This is a genomic window from Rhodoferax bucti, from assembly GCF_005876985.1.
Classification (GTDB): Bacteria; Pseudomonadota; Gammaproteobacteria; order Burkholderiales; family Burkholderiaceae_C; genus Allorhodoferax; species Allorhodoferax bucti.
The window spans coordinates 67899-83662 of sequence record NZ_VAHD01000001.1; the positions used below are offsets into that span (position 1 = coordinate 67899).

The window sequence follows — 15764 nt, forward strand, 5'->3', positions numbered from 1 at the left end:
ATGTTTTTAGGTATCGATATCGGCACTTCCGAAGTGAAGGCCCTGCTGCTGGCGGACGACCACAGCATCATCGGCTCGGCCGGCACGGCGCTCACGGTGTCGCGCCCCCACCCCGGCCACAGCGAGCAAGCCCCTGCCGACTGGTGGGCCGCCACCCAAAGCGCACTGGCCAAGCTCAAAGAGGCGCACCCGGCCGACTACGCCCAAGTGCAAGCCATCGGCCTTTCGGGCCAGATGCACGGCGCGGTGCTGCTGGACGCGCAAGACCGCGTGCTGCGCCCCGCCATTTTGTGGAACGACACGCGCTGCGCCGCCGAGTGCACCGAGATGATGGCCGAGCTCCCCGGCCTCACCGATCTGGCCGGCAGCCTGGCCATGCCCGGCTTCACCGCGCCCAAGCTGCGCTGGGTGGCCAAGCATGAGCCCGACATATTCAAGCAAGTGGCCAAAGTGTTGCTGCCCAAAGACTATGTGCGCCTCATGCTCACCGGCGAATACGCCTGCGATATGTCAGACGCCAGCGGCACCCTCTGGCTGGACGTGCAAAAACGCGACTGGTCTGACGCCCTGCTCGCCTTGACCAACCTCACACGCAGCCACATGCCCCGCCTGGTGGAAGGCAGCGCGCCCGGTGGCCAACTCAGCGCACAAGCCGCCAGCACCCTGGGGCTGAACCCCGGCATCGTGGTGGCCGGTGGCGCGGGCGACAACGCATCCAGCGCTGTAGGCATGGGCGCCGTGGACAGCGGCCAGGGCTTTTTGTCGCTGGGCACCAGCGGCGTGCTGTTTGTGGTGACACCCAGCTACCAACCCAATGCGGCCAGCGCCACCCACGCGTTTTGCCACGCCGTGCCCGGCCGCTGGCACCAGATGAGCGTGATGCTGTCTGCCGCCAGCAGCCTGCAATGGGTCACCGACCTGCTGGGCGCGCCCAACGCCGGTGTGGTGGCCGAAAAGGCCGGCGCCTTGAGCGCTGCACAGCGCGCCGCATCGCCTTTGTTTTTACCCTACTTAGGCGGCGAGCGCACTCCGCACAACGATGCCAATGTGCGCGGCAGCTTCCACGGCCTGAGCTTTGACACCGACGCCGCCCGCCTGGGCTATGCCGTCATTGAAGGCGTGACCTTCGGCCTGAAAGACGGCCTGGCTGCGCTGAACGCTGCAGGCAGCAGCGTGCAACGTCTGTCGCTCGTAGGCGGTGGTGCCCGCAGCACCTTCTGGGCGCAGCAACTGGCCAGCGCGCTGGATGTAGAAATCGTCACCCACGGCAGCTCTGCCGTGGGCGGCGCTTTGGGCGCAGCGCGCCTGGGCTGGCTGGCCACTGGCGCGCCGCTGGCGCAGGTGTGCCTGAGCCCCGAGGTGCACGCCAGCTACCAGCCAAACGCGGCCGAACAAGCCCTGCTGCTTGAGCGCTACGCCACCTTCCGCAGCCTGTACCGCAACACCTAAAACCCAGTGCCCAACCACGTGTTGGGTCGCCTATTTAATTCGACCAAACAACTAAACCACCCAGGAGACCACCATGAGCCACTACTTCTCTACCGTTACCCCCATCGCTTACGAGGGCCCGCAATCCACCAACCCGCTGGCCTTCAAGTGGTACGACAAAGACCGGCTGGTGCTGGGCAAGCGCATGGAAGACCACCTGCGGTTTGCCAGCTGCTACTGGCACACCTTCTGCTGGAACGGGCTGGACCCGTTTGGTGGCGACACCTTCCAACGCCCCTGGCACAGCATCAGCGACCCCATGGCCGCCGCCAAGGCCAAGGCCGAAGTGGCTTTTGAGTTTTTTACCAAGTTGGGCGCGCCCTACTACTGCTTCCACGACCGCGACGTGGCCCCCGAAGGCGCCACCCCGCGTGACAGCGTCAACAACCTGCGCGAGATGGTCGACATCCTGGGCGCCAAGCAGCAAGCCACCGGCATGAAGCTGCTGTGGGGTACGGCCAATCTGTTCAGCCACCGCCGCTTCATGTCGGGCGCGGCCACCAACCCCAACCCAGAAATCTTTGCCATGGGCGCCCTGCAGGTGAAAGAAGCCATGGACGCCACCCTGAAACTGGGCGGTGAAAACTACGTGCTGTGGGGCGGCCGCGAAGGCTACGAGACCCTGCTCAACACCCGCATGGGCCACGAGCTGGACCAAATGGGCCGCTTCCTGAACATGGTAGTGGAGTACAAGCACAAGATCGGCTTCCAAGGCACCATCCTGCTCGAACCCAAGCCCCGCGAACCCTCCAAGCACCAGTACGACTTTGACACCGCCACCGTCTACGGCTTTTTGTGCCGCTACGGCCTGGAGAAGGAAATCAAGGTCAACATCGAAGCCAACCACGCCACCCTGTCGGGCCACAGCTTTGAGCATGAAATTGCCACGGCCATTGACTTGGGGCTGTTCGGTTCGATCGACATGAACCGCGGCGACATGCAGTGCGGCTGGGACACCGACCAGTTCCCCAACAACATCCCCGAGACCGCACTGGCGATGTACCTGATCTTGAAGGGCGGCGGCTTCACCACCGGTGGCCTGAACTTTGACTCCAAAGTGCGCCGCCAGAGCATTGACCCCGAAGACATCTTCCACGGCCACATCGGCGGCATGGACGTGTCAGCCCGCGCCCTGCTGATCGCAGAAAAGATGATTACCGACGGCCAATTCGCCCAAGTCACCGAAGACCGCTACGCCGGCTGGAAAGGCAGCTTCGGCCAGGACGTATTGACCGGCAAACTCGGCCTAGACGCCGTGGCCCAACGCGTGCTGGACCAGAACGTGGACGTGCAACCGGTGTCCGGCCGACAGGAGCGGATTGAGAACTTGTTGAATAGCTATATCTGAGTTGAGCAACTAGAGAACGGAAAAACGAAGGCCCCGCAGGTGAATGCCTGCGGGGCCTTTTTTGTTTGCGACAGTCGTGATCTTGATGCGGGTCTGTATTTGGCCAAGAACAGCTGTCTAATTAAAGCGGGCGTTAAATTGCTGGTTTGAGGGATCGGAAATTACCTACGAGTTCAGCAGAATTGATCGTAATTGAACATATATATAGAAAGTCCTGATAACCCTACGCGATTCACCTAGGTCAATTACAGCCAGACTTCTGTAACGCTACTCGTGGCAGTAAGCCTCAATTGATGTCACCAACATATATGAGCTCTCCAAGCGGCAGACCTGCGTCCGGACTTTGACGTCCCGTCGTGTGATGACGTGCATAGAATTGGTGAAAGGAGACATTTCAATGAATATAAAGCACAGCGAACCAAACGATGAGACAGATGGTTACGAGAGCGGTGACCAATGCCCCAAATGTGGGGGTTTGATCGAGATTCGTCGGATTCACTCGCCTGAAAAAAACGCACTGGGCCTGTACGACATAGTTGCAGAGTACGCCCAGTGTGGAAAGTGCAATTGGAACTCTCGGCACAACAGCTAAGGAGCCGATGCAATCGAATAATTCATTCGCACTCACGTTGCTTTGTGGTGTAGCCTGATTCACGTTAGGGACGGCATTTCATGACAACACCACCCTCGATCGCCAGCCAAGTCCGCGAAGTCTTCCTTGTTCCTCCCGATCTTGGACCTGCGCGGGCCGCAATCATCGCTACCGCGGCTTCGGGGCCTGAGGATCTGCATCTAGTGGCTGTCGCATTTGCTGAGAACCTAGTCGGCGTCATTAGGACGCTCAGTATTCCTTTTCAATACACACAATCTGAAGTCATCAACCTTCACTGGCAACGGATACACATGGCTGAGCGCATTCGTGCACTCAAATCAGATAGCGAATCTACCGATGACGTTGGCGCGCTAGAAAAGGCTCAATTCAAGTTTGAGGCATATCAGAGGCAGGATGGAAAAGACCAAATCATCAATGACATCTTGGCTCGCCTTCTCCGGTTAAAAGAAGATCCTGAGTCGCTTGCCGCAGCGCGCGAACTCACTAGACAGGGAATTGTCCTTGTTTGGTCTGCCATGGAGGTGCTTGCCCGTGACGCGTTCGTCTACCTACTTGATCGACAACCAAGCCTCTCTGATCTGCTGCTGTCCGATGGTACGAACCGGAAGAGATTTTCAGTGGAGCGCATAGATTGGCAGACTCTCGCAAGTTACGGTTTTGATATGTCGAAAAATCTCGGCCAGTTCCTTATTTCTCGTGCCGACTTGAAAAACGTTCCGGCGATCCGTGCAACCTATCAAGCGCTCTTCCCTTTAGCCTCAAGTCTCCATCAAACACTCAGTGACAAGCGCTTATGGGACCTCAGCCAGAAAAGGCACCTTATCGTTCACCGACGAGGTTTAGTGGATCGTGAATACCTTGAGGCAACTGGGCATGCTGTCGCCATGGGAGACGATCTTTGGGTTACTCCCGCTGAAGTTGAGTCATATATTGAGGCCACGCAAGCCGCAGGCATGGCGTTGCTACAAGAAGTCGCGAATGCAGTCTAAGTCCTACAATGAAAAAGAAACGCCTCTGATTTGCGTTCGAGACAAGCGACGAGCGTCCATTTGCAGAAATCTTGGCTATCCGCAATTGGTAGGCAGCAAGCATCAAATTCGACTCTTGCGCCCACCGAGCCTGCGCTACCAGCTATCTTTTCAATAGCAACCCCACCATCACACCACCCACCCCCGCCACACACCACATCAGCGCCACGCTGCTGGTGGCGGTCATGGCGCCGCCGGCCACCACCGGGCCGACGACGGCACTGAGCGAATAGGCCATGGAGAGGCTACTGACGTTCCAGGCCATGTCGGGCGTGGGGGTCTTGGTGGAAGCAATCAGGGCCAAGGTGAGGAAGGCGGTGATCAGCCCGCCCAGCACAAATAGGGTGGCAAACGCCACCGGCACACCGGGTACGCATGCCAACAGCGCAGCCGCCAAAGCGGAGCCCAGCGCGGCCAATGCGCCGGCGGCGCGCAGGCCCCAGTGGTCGGCCATCCAACCCACGGGGTATTGCAGCAGCAAGCCGCCCAGCCCAAAGGCGGTGAGCAGGCGGGCGATGCTCTCAGCATCAAAACCCCTGTCCCCCGCGAACACCGCAAACAAGCCGGCCAGCGCCGACTCCAGCATGCCGCCACACAGCGCAATCAGCAGCCCTTGTTGGAAGATGCGGTGCGGCCACGCCGCGCGGGCAGACTGCGCCCAGCTGCGGGCGTGGTGTGCGTCATCCACCGGCGGGGTGCGCGCCAGGCCAAGAGGCACCAGTGCCGACACGGTAAAGCCAACACCCACCCACAGAATGGTGTGGCCCTGCACACCCACCCAGGCGGCAATGGCCGGGGCCACCACAGGCGCAGCGGCAATCAGCGTTTCATGAAAACCCACCAGGCGCCCGCGCGCGTGGGCGGGGGCTATGTTGTAGAGCCACGGCTCCAGCCCCACCCAGCGCAGGCCCATGCCCAGCCCGGCCAGCAGACCGCACAGCAAGTACACCGGCCATGCTGCCACGGCCAGCCCCAACAAAGCCACTACCGAGCAAGCCAGGCCCACCACCACCACGCGGCGTGCGCCCCAGTGGCGGCTCAACCACGGTGCCAGGCCCAGGCCGGGCATTTGCCCCAGCCACAGCGAGGCGGCAAAAAACCCGAGCTGCGCCGCGCTCAAGCCCTGCAGGGCCAGCCACACCGGCACCATCACGTACACGATGCCGAACTGCCCGATTTGCCCCAGCGTGGACACCGTGTTAAGCGCGGTGATGGTGCGCCAGTCGTACACGGGCGATGCGGGGGCGGGGGTCGAGGTCGTCATGCGGGGTTGCGTTGCCAAAAACAGCGCGCAGTCTAAATGCCGGGCCGGGCCACATCTGCGGGCAGGTTAAACGGGGTGATGACCTCCACATTGGACGGCCGCACCGCCTGCGCCCCTTTACGTGCTTCTTCTCGTGCTTCTTCTCGTGCCTCTTGCGGTACGCCTCGCGCGGCCCCTTGTGCCTGCATGAAGTGCCAGCACGCCCTTTGCAGGTCGTGCTGCAAGTCGTGGTGCAGCACAGCGCTCAGGCGACCGGCGCGCAGGAGGGCAAGGTTGTCGTCATCCAGATCGTGGCCGATGAAGGGGTGGCAGGCCCGCTGTGCCTGGTCAAACGCCGCAAGAATGGCCGCATTCGCCCCTCCTACCGAATACACCGCCGCCACTTCGGGCTGCTCACGCAGCAAACGCCCCACGGCGGCTACCGTGGGTGCGTACAGGCCCAGCCCGGTGTCCAGCACGTGTACCGTGCAGGCCGGTAGGTGCTGTGCCATGGCCTGCACAAAGGCGTGGATGCGCTCGTCCTCCCCCTGAAAGCGCTGGCCGCTGCTGGACACCAGTACATCCACCGCCTGCCCCGGCGCCTGCGGGCCCAGCCACTGCGCCATGAGGTAGGCGGCGGTTTGGCCCGCGCAGCGGTTGTCCAAGCCTACATAGGGATGGAGGTGGGCCGTTTTGACATCGGTAGCCAGGGTCACCACCGGAATGCCGCGCGCCTGCAGCCGGTCTACCGCCTCGGCCACGGCGGGCACATCGGGCGCCTTGAGCAGCACGCCATGGCTACCCCGGCGGGCAATGGCATCCAGCACGGCCACCAGCTCGGGCACGGGCAGGGTCTCGGCCAAGTGGTCCCGCGCGCGGAACACGGCCGGTTGGCTGCGCTGCATGGCCACGCCCAGCGCGTCGCGCACGATGCGGGTGAAGCGGGTGGGTGCCTCCATGACCAAGTCGATCAACAAGCGCCGCCCGCGCAAGCCCACTTGCTGCTGCTGGCGCCGCAGCTCGGCCTGCGCCTGCTCCACCCGGCGGCGGGTGCTGGCCCGCACGCCGGGGCGCTGGTGCACCACGCGATCCACCGTGGCCAGGCTCAGGCCGGCTTGCAGGGCGACTTCTTTGATGGGGAATTCATGGGCCATGGGTGTCCTTGGGGCGAGCCCTGCATTGTGCTGGCAGTGCTGGAAACTGCGCGGAATTTTTGAGGTGTTTTTGAGGTGTTTGGCCACACGCCGGAGCGCCTCGCTTTTCTACACTGCCCCACAGAAATCACTCGGAGACACCATGCACACCCCCACCTCACCGACCTCCCCCCACACCGCGCCTGCCGACCGCTGGCTGCACGCGCAAGACGCTCACCTGCCCGAGCTGCAGGCCCTGCTGCAAACCCCCACCACGGTGGCCGACTGCCCGCTGGCTGCCAGCGTGGTGCAAGGCGTGCCGCTGTACGACTGCGCGGCCCTGCGCACCGCCCTGCAGCAAGACCCGGCACAGCGCGCTGCGGTAATGGCCGAGTGGGCAGCGGTGTGGGAGCACGGGCCGGGCATTGTGGTGCTGCAAGGCGCTGTGGCCGACCACGCGGTGCTCGACGCCGTCACAGCGCGCTTTTTCGACCTGATTGCGCAGGAGCGCATCAGTGGCAGCGGGGGCGACCACTTTGCCAAACCCGGCGCGAACGACCGCATCTGGAACGCACTCGAAAAGCTGTGCCTGCTGGACCCTGCCCTCTTCGCCCGCTACTACGCCAATGACATGATCGCCCTGGCCAGCGAAGCCTGGCTGGGCCCGGCCTACCAGGTCACCTCACAAGTGAACAACGTGCGCCCCGGCGGCGGCGCGCAAACGCCCCACCGCGACTACCACCTGGGCTTTTGCACCGCCGCGCAGGCCGAGCGCTACCCGGCGCATGTGCACCGCCTCTCGCCCATGCTGACCCTGCAGGGTGCCATAGCGCATGTGGACATGCCGCTGGAGAGCGGGCCCACGCTCTACCTGCCGCACTCGCAAAAGTACCGCCACGGCTACCTGGTGGCCGACAACGCAGCGTTCAAAGACTACTTTGCCGCACACCGGGTGCAGTTGCCACTGCGCAAGGGGGATGCCGTGTTCTTCAACCCCGCGCTGCTGCACGCGGCGGGGGACAACCGCTCGGCCGGCATCCAGCGCATGGCCAATTTGCTGCAGGTGTCGTCAGCCTTCGGGCGGGCTATGGAGTCGGTGGATCGCGACCGCATGACGCGCGCCCTTTATCCCCACCTGCAAAACCTGCTGCGCAGCGGCGCGCTGGACACAGCGGGCGCCCACCACGCCATTGCAGCCAGCAGCGAGGGCTACGCCTTCCCCACCAACCTGGACCGCGACCCGCCCCTGGGCGGCCTGGCCCCCGAGAGCCCACAAGCCTGGGTGCGCTGCGCGCTGCAAGAAGGCTGGAGCCCCGAGCAACTGGGCGCACAGCTGGACGGGCTCGCCCTCAAGCGCCTGACCTGAGCGCTCCCCGCCTGCACCGGCGGGAGCCACCAACAAAAAGACCGGCTTGAAGCCGGTATTTTGCTATGGTTTTAGTAGCTGCTAGCGCACATTCCGTGTGCGCTAGAGGCCACTTTGATTCTTCAATTACTTGGCAGTGGGCATCACAAACTCGGCGCCCTTGCCAATGCTCTCGGGCCAGCGCTGCATGATGGATTTTTGCTTGGTGTAGAAGCGCAAGCCCTCTTCGCCGTAGGCGTGCATGTCGCCAAACAGGCTCTTCTTCCAGCCACCAAAGCCGTGCCAGGCCATGGGCACCGGAATCGGCACGTTGATGCCCACCATGCCCACTTGCACGCGGCGGCTGAATTCGCGCGCCACGTTACCGTCGCGGGTGAAGCAGGCCACGCCATTGCCGAACTCGTGGTCGTTGATCAGCTGCAGCGCCTTGGCAAAGTCGGGCACGCGCACGCAGGCGAGCACGGGGCCGAAGATTTCTTCCTTGTAGATGCGCATCTCGGGGGTCACGTGGTCAAACAGCGTGCCGCCCAGCCAGAAGCCGCCAGACGTGTCAGTTCCGCAGCCTTCGCCCGCCTGCTTGCCATCAAAGCCACGGCCATCGGCCAGCAACTTGGCGCCTTCTTGCACACCCAGGTCGATGTAGCCGCTGATGCGCTTGTGCGCGGCCTGGGTGACGATGGGGCCCATCTCAGCCGCGAGGTTGGTGCCGTTGAGCACCTTGAGCGTTTTGGTGCGCTCCAGCAATTTGGGGATGACCTTGTCGGCCACATCACCCACCAGCACCGCCACACTAATGGCCATGCAACGCTCGCCAGCAGAGCCGTAGCCCGCGCCGATAAGGGCGTCCACCACTTGGTCTACGTCCGCGTCGGGCATGACCACCATGTGGTTCTTGGCGCCGCCCAGGGCCTGCACGCGCTTGCCGTGGTGGGCACCGGTTTCATAGATGTAGTTGGCAATGGGCGTGGAGCCCACAAAGCTCACGGCCTTCACATCGGGATGCACCAGCAGTGCGTCCACCGCTTCCTTGTCGCCCTGCACCACGTTGAACACGCCATCGGGCAAGCCGGCTTTTTTCAGCAGGTCGGCAATGAACAGGCTGGGGGACGGGTCGATCGGGCTGGGCTTGAGCACGAAGGTGTTGCCTGCAGCAATGGCCACGGGGAACATCCAAGCGGGCACCATCACGGGGAAGTTGAAAGGCGTAATGCCGGCCACCACACCCAAAGGCTGGCGCAGGGTCCAGTTGTCGATACCGGTGGACACCTGGTCGGTGAAGTCGCCCTTGAGCAGCTGCGGAATGCCGCAGGCGAACTCGACGATGTCGATGCCGCGGGACACCTCGCCCTGCGCATCGGTGAACACCTTGCCGTGCTCGGCGGTGATCATGCGGGCCAACTCGTCCTTGTGCTCGTTGAGCAGCTGCAAGAAGTTGAACATGATGCGCGCACGGCGGATGGGGGGCGTGTCAGCCCACTTGGGGAACGCCGCTTGCGCAGCGGCCACCGCCGCATCCACCTCGGCCACGTTGGCCAAAGCCACGGAGCCGGTAACTTGACCGGTGGCGGGGTTGGTCACCGGCTGGCTGCGGCCGGAAGTACCGGCCGTGTGGGCACCGGCGATGTAGTGGGCGATATTGGTAACTTGGGACATGGAATGTGTTTCTTAAAAAAGAGATTCAGGTGCTGGCAGCGGGCGCCAGCATCCACTCGTGGGCCGGGTCGTTTTTGAAGACCCAGAAGCGGTTGGGGCCCGCCATCACGTTGAGGTAGTAAGAGTCGTAGCCATGCGGCGCCACCACCGGGTGGTAGCCCTTGGGCACCATGACCACGTCGTGGTTTTCTACCGCGCAGGCTTCGTCGATGCTGCGGTCGTCGGTGTAGATGCGCTGGAAGGCAAAGCCCTGCGGCGGGTTGAGGCGGTGGTAGTAGGTTTCTTCCAGCAGCGTCTCGACCGGTGGCTGCTCCACATCGTGTTTGTGGGGCGGGTAGCTGCTGCTGTGGCTGGCCGGCGTCATCACTTCCACCACCAGCAAGTGGGCGGCGGTGGGGTCGTCGTGCGGCAGGATGTCGCACACATAGCGGGTGTTGGTGCCCTTGCCACGCACGCTGCGGCGCATGCTGGCGGGGTCGATCACGCGCACGGCGCGCACTTTGTCGTCGCACGGTGCGGTGCACAAAGCCACTTCGGCATTGCGCACGGCACGCACGGTGACCTCTTTGCCGGAGGGCACGTACACGGCAGCGGGCGACTTGTCGTCAAACACATTGTCGCGGGTGCCCAGGTTGGCAAAAGTGGTGCCGTCGATGGTGATGTCTACCGAGCCCACCAGCACCACCACGCACAATTCACGTGCGCCGGTAGCTATGGTTTCTGTAGCACCAGCCTCCAGGCGCACCGCCCGGAAGCCCACATGCGTCCACCCGGCACGCTCGGGGGTGACGTTGACAATTTCGCGGCCCGCGGGGGCAGCTTTGGCGAGTAAGGGGCTGACCATGGCGGTGTCCTCGGACGATCAGGCCAGGCTCTTGACCAGGCCGCTCAGGGTCTCAAAACCCTTCTTGGCGTACTGGTAGCTCGGGGCCACGGCGGGGTCTTGCTCGGCCTCGACCACCAACCAGCCTTCGTAACCAGCTTCGCGCAGCACCTTGAGGGCGGCCGCGTAGTTGATGCTGCCGTCACCGGGCACGGTGAAAGTGCCGTTGATCACGCCATTCAAAAAGCTCCAGCCGTCGTTGCGCGCCTGGGCAATCACCGGGGTGCGCACATCCTTGCAGTGCACGTGCACCACGCGCTTGACGTGTTTCTTGAGCAACTCCACCGGGTCGGCAGCGCCACCAAAGTAAGCGTGGCCGGTGTCAAACAGCAGGAACACCTTGGCGGGGTCGGTCAAGGCCATGAGCTTGTCCACATCGGCGGGGGACTCTACATATGCACCCATGTGGTGGTGGTAGGCCAGCTTGATGCCGTAGGTCTTGAGCAGGTGCTCGCCAAAGGCGTTCAGGCGCTCGGCGTAGCCGTGCCACAGCGCTTCGCTGGCGAACTTGGGGCGCTTGCTCACGGGGGTGTCGATCTGGCCTTGCACGGTGCCTGCGCACTCGCCATAGACCACCACCTTCACGCCGTTGTACTGCAGCTTGCTCATGTGGGCTTTGCAGCTTTCAATTTCGGCAGCTACCGCGTCGGCATTGCTTTGGCCGGGCTTCACTTCGGCCAAAAAGCCGGAGTACCAACCGGACACGCAGGCCAGGCCGAACTCGTCCAACTTGGCCTTGAGGCCGGGGCCGTCTTTGGGGAATTTGTTGCCCAGCTCAAAGCCTTCGTAGCCGATTTCTTTGCCTTCTTTCAGCGCGGTTTCCAGCGGTGTTTCGCCGCCCAGGGAAGGCAGGTCGTCGTTCATCCAGGACAGGGGGTTGATACCAATACGGACATTCCAGGTCATGTGAGTGCTCTCAGAAAAATAGGGGGGAATACAAAGAAAACAGGTTCAAACACGTTGCAGGGTCTGGGCCTTGACGTAGTTGGCGTGGGCCTCATTCACCTCGGTGCGGGTGGACACCTCGGGAATGGCCACCTCCCACCAGCAACCACCATCGGTGATGCGGTGGTGGGTGGTGTCGATCACGATCACCTGGGTGCGCTTGGCCTTGCGGGCTTTGACCATGGCCGTTTTCAGCTCAGCCACGTCTTTGACGTGCACCGCATCGGCACCCATGGCGCGGGCGTGCATCGCAAAATCGATGGTGCTGCGCTCGCCGCCTTCAGGCACGCAGTCGTCCAGCATGTTGTTGAAGCCGGGGCTGCCAGTTTTGATCTGCAGGCGCTCGATGCAGCCGTAGCCGCGGTTGTCCAGAATCACCACAATGATCTTCTGGCCCAGCAGCACAGAGGTCGCCAGCTCGGAGTTGGCCATCATGTACGAGCCATCGCCCACCAGCACGATGGACTCCTGCTCGGGGCGGGCCATCTTGACGCCGAGGCCACCGGCCACTTCGTAGCCCATGCAGGAGTAGCCGTACTCCATGTGGTAGTTGCCCGGCAGGCTGGCGCGCCAGAGCTTGTGCAGCTCGGCGGGCAAGGTGCCGGCGGCGCACAGGGCCACGTCGCGGGTGCCGCTGTCCAAGCCCAGCTCAATGGCTGAGTCGCGCACCGCGCCGATCACTTCGGCGTCGTAAGGCAGCATGTCTTTGGGTACGTTGGTGGTCAGCTCGCCAATGCGGACATTCGCCGCAGCGGCTTGCTGCTTGGCGCGTGCCGTCCAGGCGGCATCGGCCGCCCAGCCGCCCAGGCCGGTTTCCAGCTGGCCCAGGCCGACGCGGGCATCGGCCACCAAGGCGGTACCGCTCCACTTGCCGGCGTCGTAAGGCTGCACGTTCAGGCTCAGCAACTTAGCTTGCGGGAACAGCGCGTGCGAACCGGTGGTGAAGTCTTGCAGGCGGGTGCCCACGGCGAACACCACATCGGCCTCGCGGGCCATGTCATTGGCCCATGACACGCCGTCCACACCAATGGCGCCGAGGTTCAGCGGGTGGTCCCAGGGCAGGCTGCTCTTGCCGCCATGCGACTCGACCACCGGCACGCCGTGTGCATCGGCAAAGGCGCGCAGCTCGGCCCAGGCTTGGCTGTAAAGCACGCCACCACCGGCCACGATGAGCGGGCGCTTGGCGGTACGCAGCAGGGCCACGGCATTCGCTAGCTCGCGCGCGTCTGCAGGCGGGCGGCGGAAGCGCAGCACTTCGGGGTTCAAAAAGTCCTCCGGGCAGTCGAAGGCCATGGCCTGCACGTCTTGCGGCAGCGAGAGGCAGGCGGGGCCGCAGTTGGCCGGGTCCGTCATCATCTGGATGGCGCGGGGCAGCGCGGTCAAGATGTGCTCGGGGCGGGTCAGGCGGTCGAAGTAACGGGTCACGGGGCGGAAGCAGTCGCTCGCGCTCACATCGCCCTGGCCGAAACTCTCGATTTGCTGCAGCACCGGATCGGGGCGGCGGGTGGCGAACACGTCACCCGGCAGCAGCAGCACCGGCAGGCGGTTCACATGGGCGACGGCTGCAGCGGTCACCATGTTGGTAGCGCCGGGGCCGATGCTGGTGCTCACCGCCATGATGCGCTGGCGGAACTGGGCCTTGGCAAACGCAATGGCAGCGTGCGCCATGGTTTGCTCGTTGTGGGCGCGGTAGGTGGTGAGCTTGTCACGCTCGGCCACCAGGGCTTCGCCCATGCCGGCCACGTTGCCATGCCCGAAGATGGTGAACACGCCGCCGCAATAGGGCTGGATGCTGCCGTCATGCATTTCCACCCGCAAAGCCGCCAGGTGCTTCACGAGGGCTTGCGAAAGAGTGAGTCGTTGGGTTGTCGTCATGGTCAGTGTTCTACCGGAGTTTTAAGCCGCAGCGCGCACTTGGGCGTGGCGGTTGCGCCAGCCGTCCACCAAAATGGTGAAGTTGCGGGCCACTTCGTCCACAAAGGCGGCATCGGACAAGTCGCCGCGCAACCAGCGCAACGAGGCATCGGCCCACAAGCTGCGCCCCACCATAAAGCCTTTAACGACGGGGTTGGTGGCGTTGCGGAAGCTGTCTACCAAGTGCGGAATGGGTTGGTTCAGGCCCAGAATCACAGCGCCACGGCAATGCGGGTCGCGTTCGGCCAGCAAGGCTTCCAGCGCCACCCAGCCTTGGGGTTGCATGGGGGCCAGCTTCCACCACTCGGGCTTCACGCCCAGGTTGTAGAAGCGCTTCACGGCGCGGAGCACCACGTCATCTTCGGTGCCAGCCAGGGTCAGGGCCTTGGGGGAGATGATTTCCAGCAGCAACTCGTTGCCGCTTTCGCGGGTGGCTTCCCACAGCTCCAGCACTTTTTGCTCTTGCTCGATGCGGAGCTCGTAGGCGTCGTCGGGGTGGTAGTGCACCAGGCACTTCACCACTTGCTCGGTAGGCCAATGAATCAGCGCGCTGCCGATGGAGCGGGTGCCATCAAAACGCAGGGGGCGGGAGCCGGGCAGCTCCACCGGGCGGCCTACCCACCAGCCGCGGCCGGTGGCTGCGGCCAATGCGTCGGTGCCGTAGGCGCCACCGTCAATCAGCACGCCGGTGTGGTTTTGCAACTGGCGGTCGGCTTCGACTTGCTCGGCCACCCGCACCAGCAGGTTTTTGAGCGCAGGAATGCGCGCTTCGTCGGCTCCGGCTTCGCGGGCGAGGTCAAGGAATTGGCTGCGGTGGTCAAACGCGATCACGCACAACTCGTTCCACTCTTTGCGATTGGGGGTTACACGGTGCAGGTGGGCCAATTGGGCATCCGCATCTACCTTGGGGTTGCGACTGCCGCTGAACCAGTGCGCCAACTCTTCAGGCGTAGGCATGGCCGCAGAGCAGGCGTGGCGAGACACCACAATGGCGCCGCAAGCATTGGCCATTTGGGTGGCGCCCGTCCAGTCTTTGCCTTGCAGCAAGCCGGTCATCAGGCCCGACAAGAAAGCATCGCCCGCGCCCAACACGTTGAGCACCTCGACACGCTCGCCCTTGTAAGTGGGGGCATCGTCAATATTGGCAGGCACTGCACCTTCAATCACGCAGCACCCCAAGGCGCCGCGCTTGACCACCAGCGTCGCGGGCGTCAAAGCGCGCACCGCACGCAGGCTGGCCACGATGTCGTTGGCGAAGCCACCGGCAATGAAAAACTCTTCTTCGGTGCCCACCAACAAATCGAACTCGGGCAGCACCTCTTGCAACTGGCGGGTAACGTTGGCATCGGCCACGTAGCGGTTTTCACCGGCGCCGCGGCTGGTCAGGCCCCACAGCACGGGGCGGTAGTCGATATCCAGCACGCGGATGGCACCGTGCTTGCGGGCATAACCCAGCGCGGTCAAGGCAGCCGCGCGGGTGCCGGGGGTGGACAAATGGGTGCCGGTGATGGCCAGTGCACGGCACTGGGCCAGGTAGGACTCCTGGATTTGTGCAGCGTCAATCGCCATGTCCGCGCAGTTTTCGCGCATGAACAGCAGAGGGAAGGTGTCGCGGTCTTTGAGGCCCAGCAGCACCTGCCCGGTCAAACGCTCGGGGTCGATCTGGATCTGGCTGACATCGCAGCCTTCGTTTTCCAGGGTCTCAATCAGAAAGCGGCCCATTTGCTCATTGCCCACGCGGGACAACATGCCGCTGCGCAAGCCCAAACGCGCCACGCCGAAGGCCAGGTTGGCAGAACTGCCACCCAGGTACATCGCCATGCTGCGCGCATCTTCAAGACGGCTACCAAATTGCTGTGCGTACAGGTCGACGGCCAAGCGGCCCAGGCAAGCCAGATCGATGGGGCGACCAGAAGGAAATTTGAGGGTACTCATCGGGTACGGGGTCCAAAGGACATGTTAATGACTCGCGGAAGCTGCGCGAAACAGCAACGTCAATAGCGCAGGCGCTTTTATCGTTCCGGTGACTGTAAAGTATAAAGAAATAAATTTCGCCGGGTTTAATCACTTAGAAAAATTTTTCGTTTTCTGATTACAGTTCGTTCCGTGGCAAGGAAATGTCTTGTGTACGACCAAGCCCGACAGCGGTT

General features: G+C 63.1%; 11 protein-coding genes. 4 read left to right on the forward strand and 7 right to left on the reverse strand.

From position 1 onward, the window contains the following. The 3 genes from xylB to FDM28_RS00340 all read left to right on the forward strand — a co-directional run bounded on the left by xylB (position 1) and on the right by FDM28_RS00340 (position 4438). Positions 1 to 1449: a xylulokinase gene (gene xylB, locus FDM28_RS00330; RefSeq protein WP_138511932.1), complete on the forward strand. Its 1449-nt coding sequence runs from the start codon at positions 1 to 3 to the stop codon at positions 1447 to 1449. Between the two features lie 73 nt (positions 1450 to 1522). Further along, a complete protein-coding gene (gene xylA, locus FDM28_RS00335) occupies positions 1523 to 2836 on the forward strand; it encodes a xylose isomerase (protein WP_138511934.1) in 1314 nt (437 codons plus the stop codon). A 672-nt stretch (positions 2837 to 3508) separates the two neighbouring features. Next, positions 3509 to 4438, forward strand: coding sequence for a hypothetical protein (locus FDM28_RS00340; protein ID WP_138511935.1), 930 nt, complete (start codon positions 3509 to 3511; stop codon positions 4436 to 4438). A 142-nt stretch (positions 4439 to 4580) separates the two neighbouring features. Here the strand turns inward: FDM28_RS00340 and FDM28_RS00345 are convergent, their stop codons facing one another. Then, positions 4581 to 5741 (reverse strand): MFS transporter, encoded by a 1161-nt coding sequence (locus FDM28_RS00345; RefSeq protein WP_138511937.1) that lies wholly within the window; start codon positions 5739 to 5741, stop codon positions 4581 to 4583. Positions 5742 to 5773: 32 nt separating this feature from the next. After that, the gene (locus FDM28_RS00350) at positions 5774 to 6874 is read right to left on the reverse strand and encodes a LacI family DNA-binding transcriptional regulator (protein WP_138511939.1); all 1101 of its coding nucleotides are present in this window, start codon (positions 6872 to 6874) and stop codon (positions 5774 to 5776) included. 142 nt (positions 6875 to 7016) lie between these two features. Here FDM28_RS00350 and FDM28_RS00355 point away from each other — a divergent pair, with 142 nt between their 5' ends. Continuing rightward, positions 7017 to 8219 carry a phytanoyl-CoA dioxygenase family protein gene (locus tag FDM28_RS00355; protein ID WP_138511941.1) on the forward strand — a complete coding sequence of 401 codons (1203 nt, stop codon included), beginning with the start codon at positions 7017 to 7019 and terminating at the stop codon, positions 8217 to 8219. A gap of 126 nt (positions 8220 to 8345) precedes the next feature. Here FDM28_RS00355 and FDM28_RS00360 read toward each other — a convergent pair whose 3' ends face one another. Genes FDM28_RS00360 through FDM28_RS00380 form a run of 5 tightly spaced genes read right to left on the reverse strand, consistent with a single transcriptional unit; the run spans position 8346 to position 15549 of the window. Next, on the reverse strand, positions 8346 to 9872 hold the full coding sequence (locus FDM28_RS00360) for a CoA-acylating methylmalonate-semialdehyde dehydrogenase (protein WP_138511943.1): 1527 nt from the start codon (positions 9870 to 9872) through the stop codon (positions 8346 to 8348). A 25-nt stretch (positions 9873 to 9897) separates the two neighbouring features. Further along, positions 9898 to 10716, reverse strand: coding sequence for a 5-deoxy-glucuronate isomerase (gene iolB / locus FDM28_RS00365; RefSeq protein ID WP_138511945.1), 819 nt, complete (start codon positions 10714 to 10716; stop codon positions 9898 to 9900). A gap of 18 nt (positions 10717 to 10734) precedes the next feature. Beyond that, the gene (gene iolE, locus FDM28_RS00370) at positions 10735 to 11661 is read right to left on the reverse strand and encodes a myo-inosose-2 dehydratase (protein WP_138511947.1); all 927 of its coding nucleotides are present in this window, start codon (positions 11659 to 11661) and stop codon (positions 10735 to 10737) included. A gap of 45 nt (positions 11662 to 11706) precedes the next feature. Then, positions 11707 to 13575, reverse strand: a complete 1869-nt coding sequence (gene iolD / locus FDM28_RS00375) for a 3D-(3,5/4)-trihydroxycyclohexane-1,2-dione acylhydrolase (decyclizing) (RefSeq protein ID WP_138511949.1) — start codon at positions 13573 to 13575, stop codon at positions 11707 to 11709. 21 nt (positions 13576 to 13596) lie between these two features. Next, positions 13597 to 15549 (reverse strand): bifunctional 5-dehydro-2-deoxygluconokinase/5-dehydro-2-deoxyphosphogluconate aldolase, encoded by a 1953-nt coding sequence (locus tag FDM28_RS00380; protein WP_138511951.1) that lies wholly within the window; start codon positions 15547 to 15549, stop codon positions 13597 to 13599. Positions 15550 to 15764 lie beyond the last annotated feature (215 nt).

Excerpts from the sequence above, each read along its gene's own strand:
- xylB (WP_138511932.1), top strand. The coding sequence starts at position 1 with ATGTTTTTAGGTATCGATATCGGCACTTCCGAAGTGAAGGCCCTGCTG.
- xylA (WP_138511934.1), top strand. The coding sequence starts at position 1,523 with ATGAGCCACTACTTCTCTACCGTTACCCCCATCGCTTACGAGGGCCCG.
- FDM28_RS00340 (WP_138511935.1), top strand. The coding sequence starts at position 3,509 with ATGACAACACCACCCTCGATCGCCAGCCAAGTCCGCGAAGTCTTCCTT.
- FDM28_RS00345 (WP_138511937.1), bottom strand. The coding sequence starts at position 5,741 with ATGACGACCTCGACCCCCGCCCCCGCATCGCCCGTGTACGACTGGCGC.
- FDM28_RS00350 (WP_138511939.1), bottom strand. The coding sequence starts at position 6,874 with ATGGCCCATGAATTCCCCATCAAAGAAGTCGCCCTGCAAGCCGGCCTG.
- FDM28_RS00355 (WP_138511941.1), top strand. The coding sequence starts at position 7,017 with ATGCACACCCCCACCTCACCGACCTCCCCCCACACCGCGCCTGCCGAC.
- FDM28_RS00360 (WP_138511943.1), bottom strand. The coding sequence starts at position 9,872 with ATGTCCCAAGTTACCAATATCGCCCACTACATCGCCGGTGCCCACACG.
- iolB (WP_138511945.1), bottom strand. The coding sequence starts at position 10,716 with ATGGTCAGCCCCTTACTCGCCAAAGCTGCCCCCGCGGGCCGCGAAATT.
- iolE (WP_138511947.1), bottom strand. The coding sequence starts at position 11,661 with ATGACCTGGAATGTCCGTATTGGTATCAACCCCCTGTCCTGGATGAAC.
- iolD (WP_138511949.1), bottom strand. The coding sequence starts at position 13,575 with ATGACGACAACCCAACGACTCACTCTTTCGCAAGCCCTCGTGAAGCAC.
- FDM28_RS00380 (WP_138511951.1), bottom strand. The coding sequence starts at position 15,549 with ATGAGTACCCTCAAATTTCCTTCTGGTCGCCCCATCGATCTGGCTTGC.